This window comes from Anabaenopsis arnoldii (assembly GCF_028331025.1).
Lineage (GTDB): Bacteria > Cyanobacteriota > Cyanobacteriia > Cyanobacteriales > Nostocaceae > Anabaenopsis > Anabaenopsis arnoldii.
The window spans coordinates 14,024-37,099 of sequence record NZ_JAQMUH010000148.1; the positions used below are offsets into that span (position 1 = coordinate 14,024).

At 41.5% G+C, this 23,076-nt stretch carries 17 protein-coding genes and 1 pseudogene; 7 read left to right on the forward strand and 11 right to left on the reverse strand.

From position 1 onward, the window contains the following. Positions 1 to 229: 229 nt before the first annotated feature. From PN457_RS13420 to tnpA, 4 genes and pseudogenes are all read right to left on the reverse strand, one after another. On the reverse strand, positions 230 to 1,309 hold the full coding sequence (locus PN457_RS13420; protein ID WP_271733861.1) for an RNA-guided endonuclease InsQ/TnpB family protein: 1,080 nt from the start codon (positions 1,307 to 1,309) through the stop codon (positions 230 to 232). 114 nt (positions 1,310 to 1,423) lie between these two features. Then, positions 1,424 to 1,546, reverse strand: a complete 123-nt coding sequence (locus tag PN457_RS13425; RefSeq protein ID WP_417006607.1) for a hypothetical protein — start codon at positions 1,544 to 1,546, stop codon at positions 1,424 to 1,426. A 460-nt stretch (positions 1,547 to 2,006) separates the two neighbouring features. Next, positions 2,007 to 2,282, reverse strand: a complete 276-nt coding sequence (locus PN457_RS13430; protein WP_271733862.1) for a LapA family protein — start codon at positions 2,280 to 2,282, stop codon at positions 2,007 to 2,009. Between the two features lie 83 nt (positions 2,283 to 2,365). Next, positions 2,366 to 2,536 (reverse strand): annotated as a pseudogene (tnpA, locus tag PN457_RS13435) (IS200/IS605 family transposase); the annotation flags it as partial. A gap of 77 nt (positions 2,537 to 2,613) precedes the next feature. Between tnpA and PN457_RS13440 the strand changes: the two are divergent. After that, a complete protein-coding gene (locus PN457_RS13440) occupies positions 2,614 to 2,772 on the forward strand; it encodes a hypothetical protein (RefSeq protein WP_271733863.1) in 159 nt (52 codons plus the stop codon). A gap of 112 nt (positions 2,773 to 2,884) precedes the next feature. On the opposite strand, the gene PN457_RS13445 is transcribed toward PN457_RS13440, so the two are convergent. Next, positions 2,885 to 4,324 carry a phosphoglucomutase/phosphomannomutase family protein gene (locus PN457_RS13445; protein WP_271733864.1) on the reverse strand — a complete coding sequence of 480 codons (1,440 nt, stop codon included), beginning with the start codon at positions 4,322 to 4,324 and terminating at the stop codon, positions 2,885 to 2,887. A 336-nt stretch (positions 4,325 to 4,660) separates the two neighbouring features. Here PN457_RS13445 and PN457_RS13450 point away from each other — a divergent pair, with 336 nt between their 5' ends. Together PN457_RS13450 and PN457_RS18345 are read left to right on the forward strand one after the other, a co-directional pair. Beyond that, positions 4,661 to 4,840, forward strand: a complete 180-nt coding sequence (locus PN457_RS13450) for a hypothetical protein (RefSeq protein ID WP_271733877.1) — start codon at positions 4,661 to 4,663, stop codon at positions 4,838 to 4,840. Continuing rightward, positions 4,837 to 4,974 (forward strand): hypothetical protein, encoded by a 138-nt coding sequence (locus PN457_RS18345; RefSeq protein ID WP_334310768.1) that lies wholly within the window; start codon positions 4,837 to 4,839, stop codon positions 4,972 to 4,974. The genes PN457_RS13450 and PN457_RS18345 overlap by 4 nt, the downstream gene beginning before the upstream one ends. A gap of 32 nt (positions 4,975 to 5,006) precedes the next feature. Here PN457_RS18345 and PN457_RS13460 read toward each other — a convergent pair whose 3' ends face one another. Beyond that, a complete protein-coding gene (locus PN457_RS13460) occupies positions 5,007 to 6,707 on the reverse strand; it encodes a transglutaminase domain-containing protein (protein WP_271733865.1) in 1,701 nt (566 codons plus the stop codon). Positions 6,708 to 7,251: 544 nt separating this feature from the next. Here PN457_RS13460 and PN457_RS13465 point away from each other — a divergent pair. The 4 genes from PN457_RS13465 to PN457_RS13480 all read left to right on the forward strand — a co-directional run bounded on the left by PN457_RS13465 (position 7,252) and on the right by PN457_RS13480 (position 18,070). Beyond that, positions 7,252 to 10,128: a cation-translocating P-type ATPase gene (locus PN457_RS13465; RefSeq protein ID WP_271733866.1), complete on the forward strand. Its 2,877-nt coding sequence runs from the start codon at positions 7,252 to 7,254 to the stop codon at positions 10,126 to 10,128. Between the two features lie 80 nt (positions 10,129 to 10,208). After that, the gene (gene recF / locus PN457_RS13470) at positions 10,209 to 11,381 is read left to right on the forward strand and encodes a DNA replication/repair protein RecF (RefSeq protein WP_271733867.1); all 1,173 of its coding nucleotides are present in this window, start codon (positions 10,209 to 10,211) and stop codon (positions 11,379 to 11,381) included. Between the two features lie 25 nt (positions 11,382 to 11,406). Beyond that, positions 11,407 to 14,046, forward strand: a complete 2,640-nt coding sequence (locus PN457_RS13475) for a putative PEP-binding protein (RefSeq protein ID WP_271733868.1) — start codon at positions 11,407 to 11,409, stop codon at positions 14,044 to 14,046. A gap of 73 nt (positions 14,047 to 14,119) precedes the next feature. Beyond that, entirely contained in the window at positions 14,120 to 18,070 is a 3,951-nt protein-coding gene (locus PN457_RS13480; RefSeq protein ID WP_271733869.1) for an Eco57I restriction-modification methylase domain-containing protein, read from the forward strand. A gap of 138 nt (positions 18,071 to 18,208) precedes the next feature. On the opposite strand, the gene PN457_RS13485 is transcribed toward PN457_RS13480, so the two are convergent. The 5 genes from PN457_RS13485 to PN457_RS13505 form a co-directional block, all read right to left on the reverse strand. Further along, positions 18,209 to 19,372: a baeRF3 domain-containing protein gene (locus PN457_RS13485; RefSeq protein WP_271733871.1), complete on the reverse strand. Its 1,164-nt coding sequence runs from the start codon at positions 19,370 to 19,372 to the stop codon at positions 18,209 to 18,211. Between the two features lie 214 nt (positions 19,373 to 19,586). Further along, positions 19,587 to 20,039, reverse strand: a complete 453-nt coding sequence (locus PN457_RS13490) for a hypothetical protein (RefSeq protein WP_271733872.1) — start codon at positions 20,037 to 20,039, stop codon at positions 19,587 to 19,589. Positions 20,040 to 20,195: 156 nt separating this feature from the next. Beyond that, positions 20,196 to 20,960, reverse strand: coding sequence for an energy-coupling factor ABC transporter ATP-binding protein (locus PN457_RS13495; protein ID WP_271733873.1), 765 nt, complete (start codon positions 20,958 to 20,960; stop codon positions 20,196 to 20,198). After that, positions 20,957 to 21,622, reverse strand: a complete 666-nt coding sequence (locus PN457_RS13500) for an energy-coupling factor transporter transmembrane component T family protein (protein ID WP_271733874.1) — start codon at positions 21,620 to 21,622, stop codon at positions 20,957 to 20,959. The genes PN457_RS13495 and PN457_RS13500 overlap by 4 nt, the downstream gene beginning before the upstream one ends. Next, entirely contained in the window at positions 21,615 to 22,538 is a 924-nt protein-coding gene (locus PN457_RS13505; RefSeq protein ID WP_271733875.1) for an energy-coupling factor ABC transporter permease, read from the reverse strand. Before PN457_RS13505 ends, PN457_RS13500 begins: the two co-directional genes overlap by 8 nt. Between the last annotated feature and the right edge of the window lie 538 nt (positions 22,539 to 23,076).

Here is a 23,076-nt window from a genome sequence, read left to right on the forward strand (position 1 = left end):
ACTACCGCTCTGTTAAACCTAACCAAGGCTACCTAAATCTAGACTTAACTGGACGTTGGTAGTTTTGGTGTTAACTTCCTGCTTCATCGCGGTCTTAGAATGACTTCTAAGAGGTTTACCCACTCCACAGGTAATCTCGGTAGTAGCTGCTATATAAAACCTAGACAAAACTAGACTTGACTTTCTACTTCAATGGGAGCATGGGAGCAGTTATCCCTGGTGTAGACTTTCACGCCTTAGCCAGACGCGATAAATTAATTGCAGCGTTCAGATCCCTATCTATCTCAAAACTGCAGTTCTCGCAATGATAAATTCTTTCGGACAAAGAAAGAATTTCTTTTTTATGTCCACAGTGAGAACAAGTTTTACTTGATGGATAAAATCTATCAGCAACTATAATTTCACATCCAAATTTTTTAGCTTTATACTCTAGCTGACGCTTCAACTCATAAAACCCACAATCAGCTATTGCTTGGGCTAATTTATGATTAGACAACATTCCTGAAACATTTAAATCTTCTCTTACTATCTTCGCGTGGTTTTTGCATAAGTAAGTAGTAAGTTTATGAAGAGTATCTTTTCTCATGTTTGCTATTCTTGTATGATGTCTAGCTAGTTGAATTTTAGCTTTATGCTTATTATTTGAACCTTGAGCTTTTCTGCAATAAACCTTAGATAATCTTTGCAGTTTAGCTAAGTTATGCTTGTAGTGCTTAGGATGAGGAAATATAACACCAGTGCTTAGTGTAGCTAATTCCTTGACTCCTAAATCAACACCAACAAGGGCATGATCTTTAATAGTTGGCAAGTATTCTTTTTCATAAGAAAATGCTATATACCAACTATCAGCAGTCCTAGAAATAGTAATACTTTTGCAGGTGGTATGAGGTAATCCTTCATGATTTTTTACCCATCCAATTGTCGGTAGTTTTATTGATGTGCCACCCACAGGAATTGGTTTAGCACCTGCATCAATTGTAAAACTATCATTTTGACCTTTCTTTTTGAAGTTAGGATATTGAGACTGTCCTTGAAAAAATCTCTGGAAAGCTTCTCCTAAGCTATCAAAAGCATATTGAGTGATTTTTTGACAAATACCTTTTTCTTTAATCCATGTCAACTCAGGTTTTACGTGATTATTAAAAAATTTCTTGAGGATATATTTGTTTGGCTTTAATCCATCTTTGTACAAATATTGCCAAGTTGCTAAACCCCAATTAAAGGTAAACCTTGCTATACCAGCGTGTTTAGCCATTAATATTTCTTGGGTTTTATTTAACTTGAGTTTTGTTTTGATGGATAAAAGCATTGCTCGACATCAACACTGTATTTCTTTGCTGTCTAAGTCTGACATATCTTGTAGGGGTGTGTCGATAGCATTCTTAAGGCTATCCTTGATTTCTTTGGAGTAATTCCTCAACCCTTATAACCGGTAAGAAAAGCAGTGAATAATTGCCATTAAATCCTCTACTAATTCTTGCTGAGGCGATAAAGATTCCTGGTTTGCAACTATGATTTGACATCCCACAGAACTTGCTAATTCCATAATAAAGTCTTTTTCAGGCTCATGAAGTACACACCAATTCCCTATTCCCTGTTCCCTGTTCCCTGTTCCCTATGTCTTGGAAATCTGGTAACCAGTTCTGTTGTTCAAAATAAGATACCGATTTACTAAACCTTTTATAAGAAGTAATTCGATTAGATACTGCGCCGTTATAGAGGTCTTTATGTAGCTTTCGGTGATAGTGCACCAATTGCACTCACTTTCTTTGTAGGATATAGGTTGAAAGTTGCCCTACCTAACGCCATCAGTGATCACCTCCTTTCCAGTTGCCTAACTCATATTATACTAACATTGCAAGATTCAGTCAAAACTTGATATTGCCAAAAATTTAACTGTTCTCAAAACTCTTTCACCTGTGGTAAAAAAACGCTTTAAGGACGTTTCGTTTTTGGCTCCCTTGCATCCCCAGGCTATACAGCCGCGGAGAATTACGCGAATCTGGTTAAAAATCCTGGTCATCAACAAAAAACTCGGCATCATCATCAAGGGACTGACTCCGCCGAGAATTTGCCATACTCCAAAGTGGCTGTAGTAATGCCATTCCCAATAAACCTGTACCAGCAGTGAATGCCATTAATAAACCTAATGGGATTTGAATCGATTGAAATGTTAAGAATTTTAAAGATACAGGTGTGGCATTTTGGACTGAGATAATAGCGCTCGCCGCTACCCAAATAGCCACTATTAAAGATATCAAAATCGGAATTAAATTTTTCATAAGAATATCGCGGTAAGCGAGAAACTAAGTGGCTTTAGCCCTGAGAGGTAAGCGAATCGGTGGTTAAAACCACCTTGGTATTTTTAGTTTTTGGCGTGATGCGGGTCTTTAATATATCGTTTGATGACCTCACTACTAACATTACCAGCAGTGCTAACAAAATAACTGTTAGTCCACAAGGTAGGTAGTTTTTTCAATTCTGGGAATTCTTTTCTTAAATAGTTGCTACTACGACCTTTAAAAGCTTTAACGATTATTTGATTATGCAAGAGTTAAAGAATTTACAATTCTGCCTAAAAATGGGGCATTTTACCTGGAATTATCTTATGAAATGGAGAGGAATAAACAGGATTTAGATATTAATCAAGCTTTATCGATTTACCTTGGTACTGCTAACAATCTAGTAGCGTGTGTTGATACTTTAGGAAATTCCTTATTGATTGATGCTCGCTCAATGAAGGCAGTGAATCAGTTGTGGAATCAGAATTAGTTTAATTGTCACTGAAGAATCTTACACGTCAAAACCCAGCTACTTAGATGGAGACTCCCTACCCAAATACTAAAGAAACTTACCTTGGTAAGTTTCTTTAGGGGGTCAGGTGTTAAACAGCTACTGGTTCTAATTTAGCGATGGCACTTTCCATCTGTTGAGCGACCTTGGTAAGTTTCTCAGAGGAGTTGGTTTCCAGATAAACACGTACCAGAGGTTCTGTACCGGAGGGTCGCAACAACACCCAACTACCTTCTTCTAAGTACAGCTTAATCCCGTCTTTGCGTCCAACTTCTTTAACTTTAATTCCCGCCACCTCACAAGGGGGATTTTGAGTAAAGGAGTCAATCACAGCGGTTTTGTGTGCCTCCGTCAGGTGTAAGTCAAGACGGTCATTGTAAAGCGGTCCATCAGCCTCTGCGATCGCTTCTTTAACCAACTGACTCAGGGGTTTACCTTCATAGGCGATGGCTTCGGCAACTAGCATATCAGCTAAAATACCGTCTTTTTCGGGAATATGCCCCAGTATACTTAAGCCACCTGATTCTTCACCTCCAATCAGTACGGTAGTTTCCCGCATTTTTTCACCAATGTATTTAAAGCCTACAGCTGTTTCATAAATTGGCAGCCCATATTTAGCGGCAAAATTGTCTAGGAGGTGAGTCGTGGCTACAGTCCTGACGATCGCACCAGTTTTACCTTTATTTTTGATTAAATGACGTGCTAGTAATAACAGCACAGTATTGGGGGTGAGAACATTTCCTTGTTCATCGACAATACCAAAGCGATCGCTGTCACCATCTGTAGCCAGTCCCAAATCAGCTTGATCGGCACGTACGGACTCCACCAACCCGACTAGTTGTTCACCTTTGGGCTCTGGCATTCCGCCGCCAAATAGGACATCACGATTAGTGTGGAAGCTTTCTAACTGACAGTGACACTGTTGCAAAACTTCATCCAAATAGCCGCGAGAAGTAGAATAAAGCGCATCGTACTTCACCTTTAAATTCGCACTTTTAATCCGTTCTATATCCAGTAAAGTGTAGATAAACTTGAGATACTCGGGTTTGGGGTCAAAAATGGAAATTTTACCCACAGGACTACTGCCAGGCAGGGCATCAGATGCGCTGTCAATATTAGCCACAATTGTATCAGTAATTTCTGGTGTGGCTGGTCCTGCATAATCAGGGATATATTTAATTCCACAGTAAGGCGCTGGATTATGGCTAGCAGTAAACATCAGAGCACCCGCCGAATTCAAAAGCCGCGCGTTGTAGGCAATTACTGGTGTGGGGCAGTCCCGATCAGTAATTTTCACCGTCCAACCCAAGTCTGCCAAAACCTCAGCAGATGTTTGGGCGAACTGGTCAGCCAAAAATCTAGTATCGTAGGCAATTAGAACCGGTCTATCTTTTGAGTAAGCTGTTTCGAGGTAACTTGCGATCGCCCTGGTGACTTTCCGCACATTTGGGAAAGTAAAATCATCAGCGATGATTCCTCTCCAACCGTCAGTACCAAATTTTATTTGACTGGAATTGCTACTAGCGCTCATTTTTACCACTTTCTCCCTGATAACTTTAATCCTATAGGAAGCTTCCCGCAAAGCGTGCCTAGCCGCAAGTGTCCCCCAATGTATTTTTTCTCACTGATGATTGAGCAACGTCATTTTCTAATCGACCTTTTGCCAGTTATCACCTTTAGTCTTGATTTGCCCGATCAACAGGACAAGAACCTTGGTACTACCAGATGAGAAGGGGGTTGATTAAAGCACGCCAACATAAAGCACAAATCAAAACGCTGTTAGTCTCCGAAATCAAGTCAGATTAATTTCGGACTGTTGCGTCTTAGGGATTCCAATGTATTTTACAAACTAAGCAAAGGATTTATCATGACTGCGATTAAAATCCCTAGCGACCTACATCCCCAGGCTGAGAAAACCCACCGAACCCTGGTTGCGTTTATGGCTAACGCCACGCGATCGCGATCTGTAAAGCTACTGCACCGCAGCGAATTGGTATCCCCGCCGAAAAAAGCGTTGATGAATTCCATCATAATTGACATTTGTTGACCAGATCCAACGGTGTCGAACAAGCTGCACAACTCTTAAACTTAAGCAACTCCACTCAACCATTACAACAAGATAGCGCCAGCGCGGCGGCCAGCAGATCGCCTGCGACAAGTTACACAAAAATATCACGATAGTCCATTACTTTTAGATCACCAATCACCAATGGCTAATCGCTAAATGGCGGTAATTCTTTAACAATTGTAAAGCGAATGTGATTAATGGCCAAGTCGCCTATGGGAATGTCTTCTTTGGTCAGCCGAACACCTTGACTACTCAAGGTTTCAAAGGGTATACCTTTGCCAATTTCAATGTGATACCAGGATAAACCCATAAAAAAGCGTGTCGGGTAGGGGCCATTGTTACCTAAATCATCAGGATTAGATTCCATTGGTAACCAACCACAACCGGGGATGTAGAATTCTAACCAAACATGGTTAAAGTCCGGTTGTAAAGGAACTCCTTGGTGTTCGCTGTGGGGCGGACATTTATATCTACCGACTGTGCGACAGGGGATACCATTCAAACGGCACAAAGCCAGTAAAACACCTACATACTCGCCACAGGAACCAACACCCCGTTCTAAGACTAAATCAGGGGTGTCAATATAAGGTTTAATGCCGTAGGACAACTGATCGTATACGTAGTTACGGATATTATACATTTTCCGCAGAAGATTAGTTTCCGATCCAATAGCTTCACGGGCAGCACGTCTGACAATGGGTGTATCCATTGCCAAATCATCATCATCCACTAAGTAGCTTTTTTCATCTTCTGGTGATCCTATGCCTAACGCCACGCTATCGCTATGGGGAATATCTTCTACATCGCTGGGGGTGATGCGATATTTAATACTTCGTACTTCCAACAATGCTTTCCAACCGAATATATGCCTTTCCCCTGGTGTCAGGGCATCAAATTTAAATACTGCTACACGTTGGCCATCTATTATTTCCTCCGTAAAAGGGATACCAATAGGTTCAACGTATTGCAACTTTTGACGTTCAGTGTTTGAGGGTAGGGCAATACGCCATTCTACATCGGGCAAATATACCTCTTCTAAGGGAGCAATTTCCTCGGCGTAGGACATTTCAATCAGATAGCCATTGGAAAGAGCGTAGTGTTTATCTGCCTGGTGATGGTAATGTAAGGGGTGAATAAAAGTGCGATCGCGGTATGTGAGTTCATGACAAGGATCAGCATTAGGGTTATCCCGGATATAAGGTTCTTCTGAGGCATAGGCCACAAAAAGAGTTTCTTTACCTGTCTGTTGATGAGTATGAATGGCAATCCCCGTGGGAGATTCAAATGGTGTTAACACGCTGAATTGAACTTCTCCAGTGGCTCTGTCCATAGCATAGACTGTTTGCTCCGTGCGATCGCAAACCCAAAGGGTATCACAGTTGACTGCCAAATTTTCCACCCCCACACCCGGTGCATAAAACCGAGTAATTTCCTTGCGCGTATTGCGGTCAAAAATCAGAATAGATCCGAGTTTTTGGCAACTAACGTAAACTGTTGATTCCCAAACAGCAACGCCATCAGCACCATAAGGTAGGGTGACAAAATGCTCTAGACCCAAAGATGAGAGTTTGGACAGATAAACACTGTTTTCCCGCGTTACCCACAGGGAGTCTGACCATACTGCTAGTCCTGCAACATCGCGAAATTCCCTGACTTGGTGGGGATTGCGGATTTTGCTGTTATCAGATGTGGGGTCAATCTCCAGTAGATGCCCTTTAATAGTATCAATGGCAATCAGTGTATCTTGGATGAAAGCAATGCCACAAAGAGTGGCTGCTGTTAAAGGTCGAATTGTTCTGTGACCAAACATTGGGCTGGTAATCAAACTAGGAAGTGCAAAACTCATATTAAGCCAAAATTAAATTCACCGTTTAGCACACCCAGAATTAATTTTGGCATATTTTTGATCACCAAAATCCTGGCTTTTAGAGAGAATTCACTACACTTATATGTCATTAATATTACATTTATTGTATAAATACATAGCTGATGATTCCAAATAAACTAGTAACCTGTGTTTGAGTTTCAGATCCCGGACTTGTTTCATAAACTCCAGAGTCTTGAGCACCTACACTAGAAGTCCGGGATCTGCACAGAATTACATCTATAGCAACAGACAGGGCGGTTAGAAAAGGACAAAATTACCAAACCATGTCCTTGTACATCTGTTTAATCGTTTAGCGCTAGAGCAGGTGACTAGCTACGTATGCCCTGGTAGGTCTTTAACTCTTACCTCTAACGTAGTACCTTTTGGGTACTGAGTCTGGTCAGATTAGGTATCTTTCAAGCCCCGACCTAAAGGGCTGGGGTTTCTGAACTTTAGTTGATGCTAGAAAGGTCATCTTTAAATTATGATCTAACTTTGTAACCATTTCGGTGTGACATACACAATGTCTGGTAAATCTGAGTCCCAAGGTCTTGGTGTTTGGCATAGTTGGGAAGTTGATCAAGCCATCAACCTGCTTAATACTAACGCAGACAGTGGCTTAAAAGCCGAGGAAGTGCCACAACGTCAGCAAAAATACGGTGAGAACGAACTAAAAGAAAATAATGGTCGCAGTTCCTGGGAGATACTGCTAGATCAGTTCAAAAATATTATGTTATTGATGCTGATTGCAGTAGCCGTAATTTCCGCATTTTTGGACTTCATGGCTTGGCAAGTCGGAGAAATTGCTCCCGGTGAAGTGCCATTCAAAGATCCCATCGCGATTATGGCAATTGTAGTTCTCAATGGCATACTTGGCTATGTCCAAGAAACCCGCGCAGAAAAAGCCCTAGCCGCCTTGAAAAAACTCAGTTCTCCGAACGTGCGAGTTATCCGTAGTGGCAAATACATAGAAATACCCGGCAAGCAACTAGTCCCAGGGGATGTGATGCTGTTAGAAGCCGGAATGCAGATAGCCGCTGATGGACGCTTAATCGAACAGTCTAATTTACAAGTGCGGGAATCAGCGCTTACAGGTGAAGCAGAGGCGGTGAGTAAGCAAGCTAATTTAATATTACCGGAAGAAACATCATTAGGCGATCGCATCAACTTAGTCTTTCAAGGAACTGAAGTCGTCCAAGGACGCGGCAAAGTCCTGGTAACTAACACAGGTATGGAAACCGAACTGGGTAAAATTGCCGCCATGTTGCAGTCCGTCGATAATGAACCGACACCTCTACAGCAGCGCATGACCCAGCTAGGTAACGTCCTAGTTACAGGTTCCCTCGTTCTCGTCGGCATAGTAGTAGTAGGCGGTATTATTCAAGCCAGAGGATTGGCAAACATTCGAGAACTCTTAGAAATTTCCTTGAGTATGGCAGTCGCCGTAGTTCCAGAAGGTTTACCCGCCGTGATCACCGTCACCTTAGCCCTGGGAACACAGCGTATGGTACGCCATCATGCCTTGATTCGCAAGCTACCAGCCGTAGAAACATTGGGTTCTGTAACTACAATATGTTCCGATAAAACTGGCACATTGACCCAAAATAAAATGGTAGTCCAGTCAATTTATGCCAATGAAAATATATTTCGGGTCACAGGAGAAGGCTATACACCCATAGGGGAATTTCAGTTAGATAATCAAACTATTCTTGTCGAAGATTATCCCGAAATTTCCGCTCTCATGGTCGCTTGTGCTATTTGTAATGATGCTGTGCTGCAAAAAGAAAAAGGTGAATGGGCAATTTTAGGAGACCCCACCGAAGGAGCATTAGTAACAGTAGCCGGAAAAGCTGGTATTGAGAAAGATCAGTGGTACAGCAAATTACCCCGCGTCAGTGAGTTTCCTTTTGACTCAGAACGCAAGCGCATGAGTGTAATTTGTCAGGTTGAAGTAGAGACATCCCCCCCTGTAGAAACGTCCCGGCAGAACGTCTCTACTATTGACGGGGTAATGACCAACTTAATAGCGTCTCAACCTTACTTAATGTTTACCAAAGGTTCACCGGAGTTAACCTTAGCACGGTGTACTGAGATTATTTTGGGTAACAATTGTCTGCCATTGACAGATAATCAACGCGCTGAAATATTGGCAGAAAATGACCGGATGGCAAGCCAAGGTTTACGAGTCCTAGGTTTCGCTTACAAACCCCTGCTACAAGTCCCAGAAGGGGAAGGGGAAAAATGTGAGGTAAACTTGGTTTGGTTAGGCTTAGTCGGGATGCTAGATGCCCCACGTCCAGAAGTTAGAGCAGCAGTGCAAGAGTGTCGCCATGCTGGAATTCGTCCCATGATGATTACAGGAGACCACCAACTCACAGCACGGGCGATCGCCATTGATTTGGGAATAGCTCAAATAGGTGATACAGTGCTGACAGGTCAACAATTGCAACACATGACCGACCAGGAGTTAGAGCAACAAGTTGACATAGTAAACATCTACGCCAGAGTAGCCCCAGAACACAAACTGCGAATAGTGCAAGCTCTTCAACGTCGGGGTAAATTTGTCGCCATGACGGGCGATGGTGTCAACGATGCCCCCGCCCTCAAACAAGCTGATATTGGCATAGCCATGGGCATTACTGGTACTGACGTCAGTAAAGAAGCCAGTGACATGGTACTACTAGATGACAACTTTACCACCATTGTTGCAGCCACCAAGGAAGGAAGAGTAGTTTACACCAATATCCGCCGTTTTATTAAGTATATTCTTGGTAGTAACGTGGGGGAAGTTCTCACCATTGCCTCAGCCCCACTGCTAGGGCTAGGCGGCGTTCCCCTGACACCATTACAAATTCTCTGGATGAATTTGGTTACAGACGGTTTACCAGCATTAGCGTTAGCTGTAGAACCCGCAGAAGCAGATGTGATGAAACGTCCGCCTTTTAGTCCCCGGGAAAGTATTTTTGCTAGGGGGTTAGGTTCTTATATCATTCGGACGGGAATTATTTTTGCTGTGATTACCATTATTTTGATGCTATGGGCATACAATCACTGCCAAACACAGGTTCAGGGGCTTGACCCAGAACGATGGCAGACAATGGTATTTACTTCCTTGTGTATAGCACAGATGGGTCATGCGATCGCCATTCGTTCTCATAACAAATTAACCATAGAGATGAACCCCTTCTCTAATATGTTTGTCCTGGGGGCTGTAGTTTTGACAACCATATTACAGATCATACTCATTTACTTCCCACCCCTGCGCGCTTTCTTTGGTACTCATTGGCTACCTCCCACAGAGTTGGCTATTTGTTTCGGTTTCAGTGCTTTGATGTTTGTCTGGATTGAACTCGAAAAGCTTTTCTTGCGCCTGAAAGGTAGAAGCAGTTTTGACCGGTGACCAAATTCATGGGGTCTTTTATCCGGGCTCCTAGCCAAGCGCGTGAATGACCAATCACCAATGACTAATGACCATGATTTATGTACCTCAAAAACCTACACCTGAGACAATTTCGTAATTACCAAGACCAAAAAGTTGAGTTCACCGCTCCTAAAACCATTTTGGTCGGTAATAATGCTCAGGGAAAATCTAACTTGTTAGAAGCGGTGGAATTACTGGCGACATTGCGATCGCATCGCATGGGGCGGGTGACGGATTTCATTCAAGCAGGAAAGGAAATAGCTCAAATTAATGCCACCCTAGAGGGAGAAAATAGTACCAGTGATTTGGCGTTGACTCTGCGCAGGAATGGTCGCCGCAGCGTTGCGATTAATGGTGAGTCTGTACGCCGACAAATGGATTTTTTGGGTGTACTTAATGCTGTGCAGTTTTCTAGCTTGGATTTAGACTTGGTACGGGGTGCTCCTGATGGTCGTCGAAACTGGCTAGATACACTGTTAATTCAACTCGAACCGGTCTATGCTGACATTTTGCAGCAATACAACCAAGTATTACGCCAACGCAACGCTTTTCTAAAAACAGTAGAGACGTCCCGGCGGAACGTCTCTATCAACTCAGCAGCCCCTAGTAGAGATGGGATTAATCCCATCTCTACATTAGCTATATGGGATGCTCAGTTAGTTACCACTGGAACCAAGGTAATTAGAAGACGCCATCGTGCTATTCAAAGACTAGCTCCCATTGCTGCTGCTTGGCACGCTAGTATTAGTAGTAGTACAGAAATTCTGCAAATTAATTATGTGCCTAGTGTACCCTTTGACTCCACCCATCCAGAAGATATCAGTCCAGCCTTTTTAACCAAAATTCAACAACGAACTGCTGCGGAACTGTACCGAGGTACCACCCTTGTCGGACCTCATCGCGACGAAGTAGAATTAATGATTAATCAAACACCAGCCCGTCTGTACGGTTCCCAAGGGCAACAACGAACTTTAGTACTAGCTCTCAAATTAGCAGAATTACAATTGATTTCAGAAGTAGTCCAAGCACCGCCCCTGCTATTACTGGATGATGTTCTGGCTGAATTAGACCCATTTCGCCAAGATCAATTACTCAATGCCATTCAAGACCGGTTTCAAACTCTAATTACTACCACTCACCTCAGTTCTTTCGATGCTCAGTGGTTGAATTCCTCCCAAATTCTGCTTGTGAAGTCGGGAGCGATTGAAGAACGATATAGCAGCAATGACTAACGACCAATGAGTAATAATAAATTGAGTGGATAAACTCTACTGGCTGGATCAAATTCAACTGCAAGACCGCCGTCAGGTAGGAGACAAAGCATTCTACCTGAGCAAGATTATGCAGCGTGGTTACCCGGTGATACCTGGTTTTGTAGTTTCAGCAGAAGTTTTGCGAGAATTTCTGGCAACTCTCAATAGTAAGTCGGCTTTAGTAGCAGATTTACCTTATTCCTCTTTGCACCTAGATGTAGCTAATTGGCGACAACTTCAGGTGTTAGCTGGTCGCTTGCGTCGGGAAATTATCACCGGAACCGTACCACCACAGTGGGTAAACCAAATTTACCAGCAGTCCAGAGAATGGGATACCAGTTATGTGATTTTGCGTCCCAGCTTGGCTCTATCGGGTATGATGCCAGAGATGGGAAATCCCTCTGGGTTGTTGGATGCAGTTTTTTGCCGGTGTGATGAGGAAAAGATAGCTTCGGCATTGAAACGTACCTGGAGCCAGTTATTTCGGGCTAGGAGTCTACTGTATTGGCGGCGAATGGGGGTTAACCTGCAAAAAATTAATTTAGCGGTGTTGGTGCAACCAGTAGAAAATGCTATTGCTAGTGGTCTTCTGTATGCCCATTCTACTACCACGCCACTGAAGGTATCAGAGTGGACAATAGAAGCGACTAAGGGATTAGGAATAGCAATTTGTCAAGGCGATGTACTACCGGATGTCTACTATGTCCAACTGGAAACAGGGCTGGTACTAGAGAGACATCTAGGCCATAAAATAGTGGCTTATGGCTTCCCCCATGAGCTATGGCTACGCCACGCTAGCTATCAGCCAAGTGGTTTTGATGATACTAGTACTCTGGATTCATCCCAGTTAGTCCTCACGGCAGATCATAGTCATATAGTGACTTATATACTTAGTCAGCAGGAACAAAAGCAATTCGCTTTATCAGAAGAACATCTGCAACAAGTGATGACTCTGGGACATCAACTTGTGAGTGAAATAGGAAACAACTTTAGCATTAAATGGACTATCTCAGCAGACACGGCAAAACCTAATCTCTACTTGACTCAAGTTAGTTACCCTACTAAGTCTACAGTTCCATGGCTAACCCCACGCGATCGCTATCAGATAGGAATGGCTACGCCACGCAAGCTCATAAAACCCACTGCCACGCAATCGCTATCCCAAAGAATCCTTACCTCTTTGAAAGCCAACCAACCCACGCCGGCTATGATTACAGGTATCCCAGCATCAGGGGGACGTGTGAAAGCAACTGCTGTTGTAATTACCGATGCTGACAATAAACCAAGACACATAGATAAAGGAGTAATTTTAGTAGTACCAACGATTACGCCTGATTGGTTGCCTTTATTACAAAATATTTCCGGTCTGATCACTGAGAAAGGGGGATTAACTAGTCATGGGGCAATTCTGGCGCGAGAACTGCGTATCCCCGCCGTGGTTAATGCGGTGGATGCCACAGTTTTGATTAAACACGGTGAGGGGCTGCTTGTGGATGGTGATCAGGGCGAAATTTATCCCCATGGCTACGCCACGCAAGGTATCAGAGGCGATAAAACACCAGCACAAGAGAGTCAAGAACTAAATCCCGCCACCATCCCGCCATCTCCCCAGTTTCAGATCCCGGAGTTGTTTCATAAACTCCAGACTCTTGATCATCTACAGAGAAGTCCGGGTTCTCCCCTTCCTCCTAGTGTTCCTGATTGTCCAATGATTTCTACCCAGTTGTTACTTAACTTGAGTCAGCCGATATTAATTCAGTCTGCTCAAAGTTTACCGGTGGATGGGGTGGGATTGTTACGTTCAGAATTAATGTTACTCAATATCCTAGAAGGTGAACATCCTCAGAGTTGGCTGGTTAGTGGTCGTGAAGCAGAATTACTGGAAAAATGGACAGAGCAGATTATCCGCTTTGCTGCTGCTTTTGCGCCGCGACCAGTTTTTTATCGTTCTTTGGACTGGCCATATACTACAGGTAACCCACCTCATCTGGAGTCCCCCAGCAATAGCGACAGCGTAGCGTTAGCCATAGGCGCTCCCCCCAATACCACTGGACATCGCGGTACATTTGGTTATTTATGCCATCCCGCAGTGTTTGAGTTGGAACTCACAGCTTTGGCAACTGTGCAAAAAGCTGGATACACTAATATTAATCTATTGTTGCCTTTTGTTCGCAGTGTAGCGGAGTTTTCTTTTTGTCGGGAGAAGGTTGAAAAAGCAGGTTTAACCCAAGTACCCCAGTTTCAACTGTGGATAATGGCAGAAGTTCCCAGTGTGCTGTTTTTGCTGCCAGAATACGTTAAAGCAGGTGTAGCTGGTATTTCCATTGGTACAAATGACCTCACTCAATTACTCTTAGGAGTAGATCGAGAACAAGGAGATATGAATAGAGTATTAAATGAACTTCATCCGGCGGTCATGGGCGCGATCGCTCAATTGATCCAAATGGCACAATCTGCGGGGATACCCTGTTCCATCTGCGGTCAAGCACCCGCGATTTATCCAGAAATTATCGACCAGTTAATACAATGGGGTATTACTTCTATTTCTGTAGAACCAGAAGCAGTAGACAGGACATATAGAGCGATCGCACGTGCTGAACAACGCCTCATTTTAGCCGCAGCGAGAAACCAACTTCAAGATTAGTAACCTGTTCAAGTTTCTAATTAAGTCCATAAAAAACTATCATAGATTATGTGGTTAGTTTTATCGTGTACAAATGTCCCTCCCAGAATTCCGCGATCAAATTGCAAAATTAGTCACCACAGCAGCAAATATGCTGCTTTCTCGCCGTGCTGGTAAAGCGGAGGAGAATACAAAAGATAATCTGATTGCACCTTTTCTAGATGCACTGGGTTATACAAGGGAATATCGCACCCCTGAAGGTTCAATTCGCAGTTTAATTGGAACTACGACCTGGGTTGATTATTTGCTTCGTCCTCAAGTAAACCAGCATCCCAAACTAATGTTTGAAGCCAAAAGTTTATGGGATAAGAATATATGGAATACAAATGAACAGCAAGTTTTAGATTATCTGAGAAATTACAGTCTAGATGTTGGCACACAAGAACCTGTTCTGTGGATTATCCTCTCAAATTTTCGGGAATGGCACATTTTAAGGTTACAGGATAAAAAACCTTTTTGGTCATTTACAATGGAGGAAATGCGAGATGATACTGAGCTTGTCAGCAGACTATATACTTGCCTCAGCCGTGATAATTCACGCAGTGATCGTCTAGAAGCATTTTACAGCGAAAAAACCAGAGAAGGATTAGGCACAAAATTTCTGGCTGATTTAAAAATTTGGCGTGTTATTCTTGCCAATGGTATCAAAAAATCACAACCTAATTTAAGTTTAGAAAAAGTCCGCGAAGCTTCTCAAGTTATTTTAAATCGTTTTTTGTTAATTCGACTTTTAGAGACATTCAGCCGAGAAATGCCCTTCAACTATCTCGGTAGAGTTTATTATCACTGGCAGCAAACTTTCCCAGATTTACCATTCATTGAAGACCTCAGACGAGCTTTTCATCATACCTGGATAGGCTATAATACTGAACTATTTCAGCCTTCTTGGATTGATAAACTCATGATTGATGTTCAATACATTCAATCAATTATTGTCATAAATGCAGTGCCACCAGCGGGTATACTTGATACAATTACAGGAAATTTAACAACCTATCGCTCAATTTACAACTATGATTTTACCACTCTAACACAGGATATTTTAGGTACTGCTTATGAACAGTTTCTAGCCCATCAATTAACTCTGGTGGGCGATGTTGTCAAAATTTTAGAAAATCAACAAACCCGCAAGCGCGAAGGAATTTTCTATACTCCTGACTATATTGTTAATCGTATTGTATATCAAACTCTACAACCTTCAATTAAGCCTAAAATTGATGCGGCCATTGGTTTTTTGGAAGTAGGAGACTTTCATCAAGCTTATGCATTTGCAAGTTCAGTCTTAGACATGACAATAATTGACCCTGCTTGTGGTTCTGGTTCATTTCTTTTAGGTGCATTCGATTATATACTGGGTGAAATTAAACGTTATAATCAAGCTTGTGCAACAGCTAAGATACCTGACAACTTTGATTTATTTAGTCATGTATCAGTACAACCAATTATTAATCCTGAAGAACAGATCATCGTCAGAATGCTCCATGGGGTAGATAGAGACCCCCAAGCTGTGTTATTAGCAAAACTGTCACTCTGGACAAAATTATTGCGATCGCGTCCTGATGAATATGGTAGACGCGGTGGGTCTATATATTCTCATCTTCCTGCACTAACTTTAAATATTAGAGTTGGAGATAGTTTAATATATTCTCCCGCAAATTTAGCACCATTTCAGGATTCACTAGGAAGAGCCGCAGATTTAGCCAGAAATGCTAGAGATACTAATCAAACTGAAATACAAAGAAATCAAGCAGTTACTAACTTTGAAACTAGCATTACATCAATCAATCAGCAGATTAATCCTGTTTTAACTGCCTTTTTCGCTAGTGATGAAAGTATACAATCAGTAGTGCATTTGATCAAACATAGAGAAGCTAATATCAAAGAATTAGGACTAATTCGCTCTTTTTTAACAGACGCTATCAATCCTGAAAACTTAGATGAATGGACTGAAAAAAATTTAGAAGATTGGACAACTGCCGAATTAGCCAGAGTTAAATCTGAACTAATGACATTAGAAAGTGCCTTAGAAGAAGTTGTTATTAAACGCCCATTTAACTGGTATGTTGAATTTCCTCATATATTTGATCCACAATTACCAGCAGCAGAACAAGGGTTTTTTGCTGCAATTGGTAATCCTCCCTATTTTAACGTTGATGCCATCTTTGGTAGAAATGCCCTAGAATTAAAATGGCTCAGGTATGCATACCCTGATATTTATACTGATAAAACAGATATATTGTTCTATTTTATTAAATGGGGATTTGAATTGTTACGTGATCAAGGACGGCTGACTTACATTGTTTCACGTTCTTTCATCCAAGGTGATAAATCCTCGAAGTTGAGAGATTTTCTCAGCCGCAAAACCAAAATTGAAAGTATAATCGACTTTTTAGGTCATAAAGTATTTAGGGCTGGAATTGCTACTTGTATAATTTCTTTAATTAATAAGGATATATCAAGCAATGAACTAAAATTTTATGTCGAAAATGTGATCAATTTTGCCGATGTCAAATCTGTATTAGGTTCAGATAATCCTCTGAACAAGTTTCCTGAAAATTCTGTTAACACAGTAGAACTTCTACAACAAACCTTAAATTCATCTCGTTGGAGTATATCGCCATATAATGAAATTTTCGCCATAATTGATTCTCAAGGAGTCAAACTCAGAGATTTACCTGAATGTGACTTAGTTGAACAGGGTATTCAAACAGGAGAAAACAGTGTTTTTGCACCTACTCATGGCTTTAGTTTTGAATTTTCTGAAGATATACTAGATATACTCACCCCAATTGTGAAAAATTCTGGAATTTTTGCTTATGGATTTGTTCCCGATAATTCTTATTTGTTATATGTTGAAAACAGTAACAGCTTTGAAGATTTACCAGAACTAATTCAAAACTATTTGCTCGAAAATAGAAGTAAGTTGGAAAAAAGAGCAGCATATAAAGAAGGAAGTTGTCAGTGGTATGCTTTACAAAGATCAAGGCGAAAAGACCAACATTTTCATTTCCGCCCTAAAATTCTATGTCCATATCGTGCGAGTAATAATAGGTTTAGCATTGATTTAGAAGGTAATTTGGCAGGTTTAACAGATACTACTGCTATATTTTTAAGAGATATATATGATTACGATTCAGATAATCCAATAATTACTAGACTATATTTTCTGACAGCTTTACTTAATTCTAAAGTTCTTGAGTTCCGTTACACAGCATTAGGTGGTTTAGGAAAACTCACCAGTACAAGGATGTTTGAATACTTTGAAAATCAAGTTGGTGATTTGCCAATTCCCCAGTTGAAGGAACCTGAAAGTAATAGTGATTACCAAACTTTAGTACAGTTAAGTCGTGAAGCTCATCAGATTTGGCAAAATCGTTACCAAATTGTTACCACCTACCAATCTAAAGCTTCAGGAGTTACTTATCAAGAAGTATCGTTAAATGAATATCACAGATTGACTGGAGATTATGCTACTGACATTGAGTGGGAAAGTTCTCATCCTCATCGAGAAGGACATCTATTAAAATTGCAAATACAGGCGAGTGTCGATGGATATGTTATTTGGGGCGAAGTGAGCGATGATGAAGATTGGCAAGAGGGAAATCGTGAATGGATAGAAATAGCTCGTGTGAGTATTCGCATACCACACTTGCGCCGATATCTTTTAGCAAGGCTGATTTATCTCACTGAGTTTGATTCATCTTTTCGTAATAAACGAAAGTTGTCTCGTGAAGCCGGAAATTTGGTCAATGCAGCCTTTGATGTTTTGAAAGTTAATCGTTATGATATCGATAGGTTTAGTAATCTTCGGGCTTTAGAAGTTATTGAGCAAAGAGTTAGGCAAGAACTTGGTATATCAGAATTGGAAACAGTTTTATTAAGACAACTTGAAATCAGAAATCAAATTGATACAATTGCCTATCGTCTTTATGGAGTAGAGGAGTATATCGATATTATTGAACAAGCCTTGAAGGTTGTATTGTAGTCTCAAGCACCACAACTTTCACTGGTATACCTCAACTGAAATAGGAAATTTAAAAGTTGAGAATCAAGTCAAAAAAAATTACCAAACATGGGTGTTTTTTGATTTTATTTAAGAAAGTCAAAAAACACCACAAAAATATCAATAACGGAAAATAGCTGCTACTGCTGTACTATTAGGCATTTGTTCTGACTCCATAGTGTATACTTTACCACCATTTGTCAATGTCTGAATAGCTGCCAAATCTAACATATCTTGATCATCTGGCTCTGGTTCTGAGTGTAAATCTACATTCATGGTATCTGGATTAAATTTGCCCCAAATTTGCATATCCATCGGCACTAATATAGAATCAACCCTTTGGCAATAAGTCGCACAGATAACTTCTTTAATATCACTAGAAGTTGTACCAGTACCAGCTAGTTGTTGATAAAGTGCCACAACTGACTCCTGATTTTGCCGAAACAAAGGTTCAACAATAGGCCAAGCCTGTTGATGCAATTCTTCCGGTTTCATAAGTTCCGGGTTACCAGTAATACTTTCTGCGAGGAAGTAAGGATAAGTATTTGCCTGTTGATAAATGGGAAACAAATATTCAACCCCCATCAATAATAACGGAGAATTGTCCCCCCGGATTGTCTCGTGTACTGCCCGATCTACAATGTGACAAAATTGCAAGATACTTTGTTGATGTTGATCTCGGTCAGGACTTCCCTGTCCATGAACATCGCCAGGTTGTAGAAAAGAACTAGCGGTTCCCCTGGTGGGTGTACCAATACGATGTTGTACCCCTCTTTGAATATTCTCCTCTAGGAGAGCTACATCTATACTCTCTGGCATATTTGGTACTTCCACCTCCTCAAGACTGTAGCCAGTTCCCTCAAATAGTCTGATATCTTTTTGACTCAGAGCTAGAAGATAAAACTTACCATCATTGTTGATTAAATGCAGTAATGGCTTAAGATGGAAACGCTCGCCAACAACTACCAATTCTTGAAACTCCATTGGTAGACGATAATAGCGGAACATCTGGGGAGAGATAAAAATTGCTAGTCCCTTGTCTTGGTTTTCCCAAAAATCCGTTGTATCAAGTTCCCTTGCTGGTTGGAGGAAATCAATGGCTTGAGTATGACGAATACCGATGGCACATAAACGTTCCTCAGCTTCACGGATTAAATTTTTAAACCGAATGGGATTCTGTCGAATTTCTGGGCCTGCTTTTTGCATAGGCATATACAAAGAAACACAGGGACTTTGGGGATTATCGACTAAAATTTTGAGTTCATCATGGGATAATATTGGCACTGTTGTTGAACTCCTAGTCAAAAGAAACTAATCAAGCTGATTTCATGTCACAACAGGTTTGATTAATTTTCATCTTGCTTTTGACTTAAGTATGATACAGACTTTTCTTGAGATAGATAAACGGTTAGTTTGAAAGATTACTACTTTTTCCCAGGAGACAATAAAATCACAGCCGCGACGTAGCGATGCAAAGGAGACATTACGATATGTATATTTACTTAAACAGTTGGCAGTACTTATTTAATTCTGCTGCTAAAGCATCTGATTTTTTCCCTGCAGTTTCAGCGGCTAATGTCAAAGATTTATCAATTTCTGTTCTCGCTTTTTGGATTTGTTCCCTACTTGCTGGCGATGCTGCGGCATTTTTAGTTGTACCAAGAGCCTGAGATGCTTTGGCGATCGCTTGACTAAGATTATCAAATATCTGGGCAAAGCTGCTTTGAAACTCCTTCAGATTCGGGTCTGATAAATTTAGTCGTTTTAAAGACTTAGTAATCACTTGCAAATCCCTTGAGAGTTGCAAGCTGGTTACTACCTGCTCTCCTTTATTTGGCTCAATTAAAGAGTTCCCAACATTCACCACCTGAATTAGTCGCTGACATTGGGTAAATTGATCCTCACAACTACTCAGCAGTGGAGTAAAAATCAGACTAACGGTTGCAATCACAATCAACTTACGCCACACAGAAAATACCCCACCGTTATTTGTCAATCATACAGCAGATTGCAGGTAAATAGGTACTATATGAATAGTAAAACCTCACTTATTAATAGGTATGGAACCCCGCCACGCTGCGCTATAGCGTGGCGGATCGCTAGCGTATCACCAATCAACTGGTAAACCCAACTGGGTTAAAGTCTCTCCGTCTTCTAACAACCCTTGAATCTTAGTATCTAATTGAATACTTCCACCAGACAAGACTAAAGCACGTTGAGTCACTTTCCCCAACCAATGTAACTCATGGGAGGCAATTAACATCACCTGCACAGGCAAGTTCAACAATACTTGTGCTAAGTGCCGTCGCCATGCGGGATCAAGTCCGTTAGTTGGTTCATCTAAAATCAGAATTTGTGGCTCTAGGGCTAAAATCGCAGCTATTGCAGCCAGTCGTCTTTGTCCTCCCGAAAGTTCGTGACAGGAACGGTGAGCGTAGGCTTCTAAACCAAAATTTGCTAATAATTCCCTGGCTCGGTCAATAGCTAGAGACGGGGGAATACCGTAATTACGCGGTCCAAAGGTAATATCCTCTAAGATAGTGGGCATAAATAGTTGGTCATTGGCATCTTGAAAGCCAAAACCGATATTACGCCTTAGCTGGGGAAGGGTTTTTGGTTCTAAGGGAATACCATTAATTAAGATTTTCCCCCCATGGGGTTGTTTTAAGCCGATCAGGTTTTCTAATAATGTGCTTTTACCCGAACCAGTAGCACCCATTAACCCTACGCGATCGCCTGCATTCAAAGAAAAAGAAACATTTTCTAAGACTGGCTTCTGGTTACCGTATGCATATACCAGATTCTCCACCTCAATGACAGTGGGGCGGGGGTGATGTGTGGAAAGTTGGGAATCAAATGTCAAAGATTTCAAAATACCCGCACTAAATTGTAAGAACTTATGGTCAAGCCAGATGCTAGGGTAAAAGCGAACAACACCAAAAAACGCTGTTTTGGTTTGAATATCGCCTCTACAGGTAACTGTCCATTGTAACCACGAATGACCATGGCAGCATAAACTCGCTCTGCTCTGTCTAAACTCCTAAGATATAAGGCTCCAATCATCGCAGCATTAGTATAGCGTAACCATGCTGGCTTACCATTTAAACCCCGCAGTTGAGCGCTACGCTGCATCCGTGTGACTTCATCCAGTACAATTTCCAGGTACTGCCCAGTTAATAATAAATTAGCCTTAATTGGTGCAGGTACGGGTAGGCTTTTGAGGGCAATGGCAAAACTATGGGGGGGTAAGGTTAATAAAAAACTATTCATGGTAACCAGACAAATAAGGGAACGTAGCAATAAAAAACTGGCTCTTTCCCACCCCATGGGTAAGGCCATGAATGAGAGGAAAATTAATTCAATACCGAGTATTCCTGCTAGTTGGGGAATGGGTACGCGCAAAAATACCACCCAAACAAGAGCGATCGCCCCATATATTCCCAAGCACAGCCAAGCATTGTACTGTAGTAAGGCTGTCCCCACAACAATTACTAAGGACAAATGCAAACGCAAAGGCAAAGCAAGTTTAAGCATTTTTGGGTTTTACCACTTTAGCAATGCCAAAAGCCGCACCAAAGCTGACTATAGCCCCCAGAAGTCCGGCAATACTAGTACCAATCAATCCTAAAGATTCATGTTCGTAGTCAGCAAAAGGCGTTGATACTTGTACTCGCACTTCGTCGGCTAAACCGATAAAGTCTAAATCCTCAGCCACTTTTTCCAAACCATCAGGCCAGCCTGAAGCTACCAAAGATAAGACTCCAGCAATCAAGAAAATAGTAACCACAGGGACTAACCAAGCTTGAAACTGTTGCTGCTCTCCTGGTAGTAAGTCTGGTCTGGCTTTAGCTAGGTAAACCAAGACACCGCCTGTAATCAGACCTTCACCAATCCCAATCAGAATATGTACACCTGTCATCGCTGGTAAGACTATGTTAATGGGTGCTGTTCCGGAAACAGCTAACTGTAGGGCGCAAACTATGGCTACTACTATGATACTGATAGCCGCCGCAATACCAGCTGCTAGGGGTAAGCGTCCCTTGGAGCCTCCCAGGAGTCTTTGTATAGTTTGGGTTAATACCCAGCCGACCCAAACACTAATGATTGCCGCATTGAAAATATTAGCTCCCAGTGCGGTGATGCCACCATCGGCAAATAGTACAGCTTGAATGATGAAAACTGTGGACATGGATAACATTGCAGCCCAGGGACTACCTAAAACTATGGCTGCTAGGGTTCCCCCCAATAAGTGACCACTTGTACCCCCAGCTACGGGAAAATTGACCATCTGGGCGGCGAAAATAAAAGCTGTGGTTAAGCCGAGTATAGGGGCGCTACGCATCCCTAGCTCTTCTTGCGATCGCTTACAGGCGATCACCAATGCTACTGCACTTACTAAACTTGTAGCCCCAGCTACGGGAATTGAAATAAATCCATCAGGAATATGCATTATCTACTCTGTATGAATGTATTAAATGTGTATAATTACACAGCCAAATAATGTAATTACAGGATCACATTAACAGAAAACATAATTTCTCTGGCTTTTACAATGCCCTCTTGGGGGATTTTAACCTGTTATTCAGGTAATTGTGATCATAATTTTTTAGTTCAAAAATATACTTATTTATCGGAATGTTAAATTTTATTTCTTACCCTGTTGAAACTGGCTGTGTAGCTTTGGGGAGTGATATGTTTGAGTATGATATCTGCAATTAATTTGGTTAATCCTGACCTTGGTGATCTGAGTTGCGCCAGGTTTGTTTCTTGGGTGCTGGGCTTTTGTCAGTTTGCTAGTGAGCTAGTCATAAGCTGACTATTTTATGGACAAAACTATACTTGTGTTTACAAGCATTGACATAAGTGAGTTAAGAAAATCGCCCACTTGATATATAATCCTACGATATCAAGTATTGAATTAAGACTATTGCCAACGCGAAAACCAAGCAATGATAGCGGTAGTCTTTCTTGTAAATCTTAAGAGAAAT

Coding starts and splice junctions, on each gene's coding strand:
- PN457_RS13480 (WP_271733869.1), top strand. CDS start 14,120: ATGTCCCTCCCAGAATTCCGCGATCAAATTGCAAAATTAGTCACCACA.
- PN457_RS13500 (WP_271733874.1), bottom strand. CDS start 21,622: ATGCTTAAACTTGCTTTGCCTTTGCGTTTGCATTTGTCCTTAGTAATT.
- PN457_RS13460 (WP_271733865.1), bottom strand. CDS start 6,707: ATGAGTTTTGCACTTCCTAGTTTGATTACCAGCCCAATGTTTGGTCAC.
- recF (WP_271733867.1), top strand. CDS start 10,209: ATGTACCTCAAAAACCTACACCTGAGACAATTTCGTAATTACCAAGAC.
- PN457_RS13465 (WP_271733866.1), top strand. CDS start 7,252: ATGTCTGGTAAATCTGAGTCCCAAGGTCTTGGTGTTTGGCATAGTTGG.
- PN457_RS13440 (WP_271733863.1), top strand. CDS start 2,614: ATGGAGAGGAATAAACAGGATTTAGATATTAATCAAGCTTTATCGATT.
- PN457_RS13505 (WP_271733875.1), bottom strand. CDS start 22,538: ATGCATATTCCTGATGGATTTATTTCAATTCCCGTAGCTGGGGCTACA.
- PN457_RS13425 (WP_417006607.1), bottom strand. CDS start 1,546: ATGGAATTAGCAAGTTCTGTGGGATGTCAAATCATAGTTGCAAACCAG.
- PN457_RS13445 (WP_271733864.1), bottom strand. CDS start 4,324: ATGAGCGCTAGTAGCAATTCCAGTCAAATAAAATTTGGTACTGACGGT.
- PN457_RS13450 (WP_271733877.1), top strand. CDS start 4,661: ATGACTGCGATTAAAATCCCTAGCGACCTACATCCCCAGGCTGAGAAA.
- PN457_RS13430 (WP_271733862.1), bottom strand. CDS start 2,282: ATGAAAAATTTAATTCCGATTTTGATATCTTTAATAGTGGCTATTTGG.
- PN457_RS13420 (WP_271733861.1), bottom strand. CDS start 1,309: ATGCTTTTATCCATCAAAACAAAACTCAAGTTAAATAAAACCCAAGAA.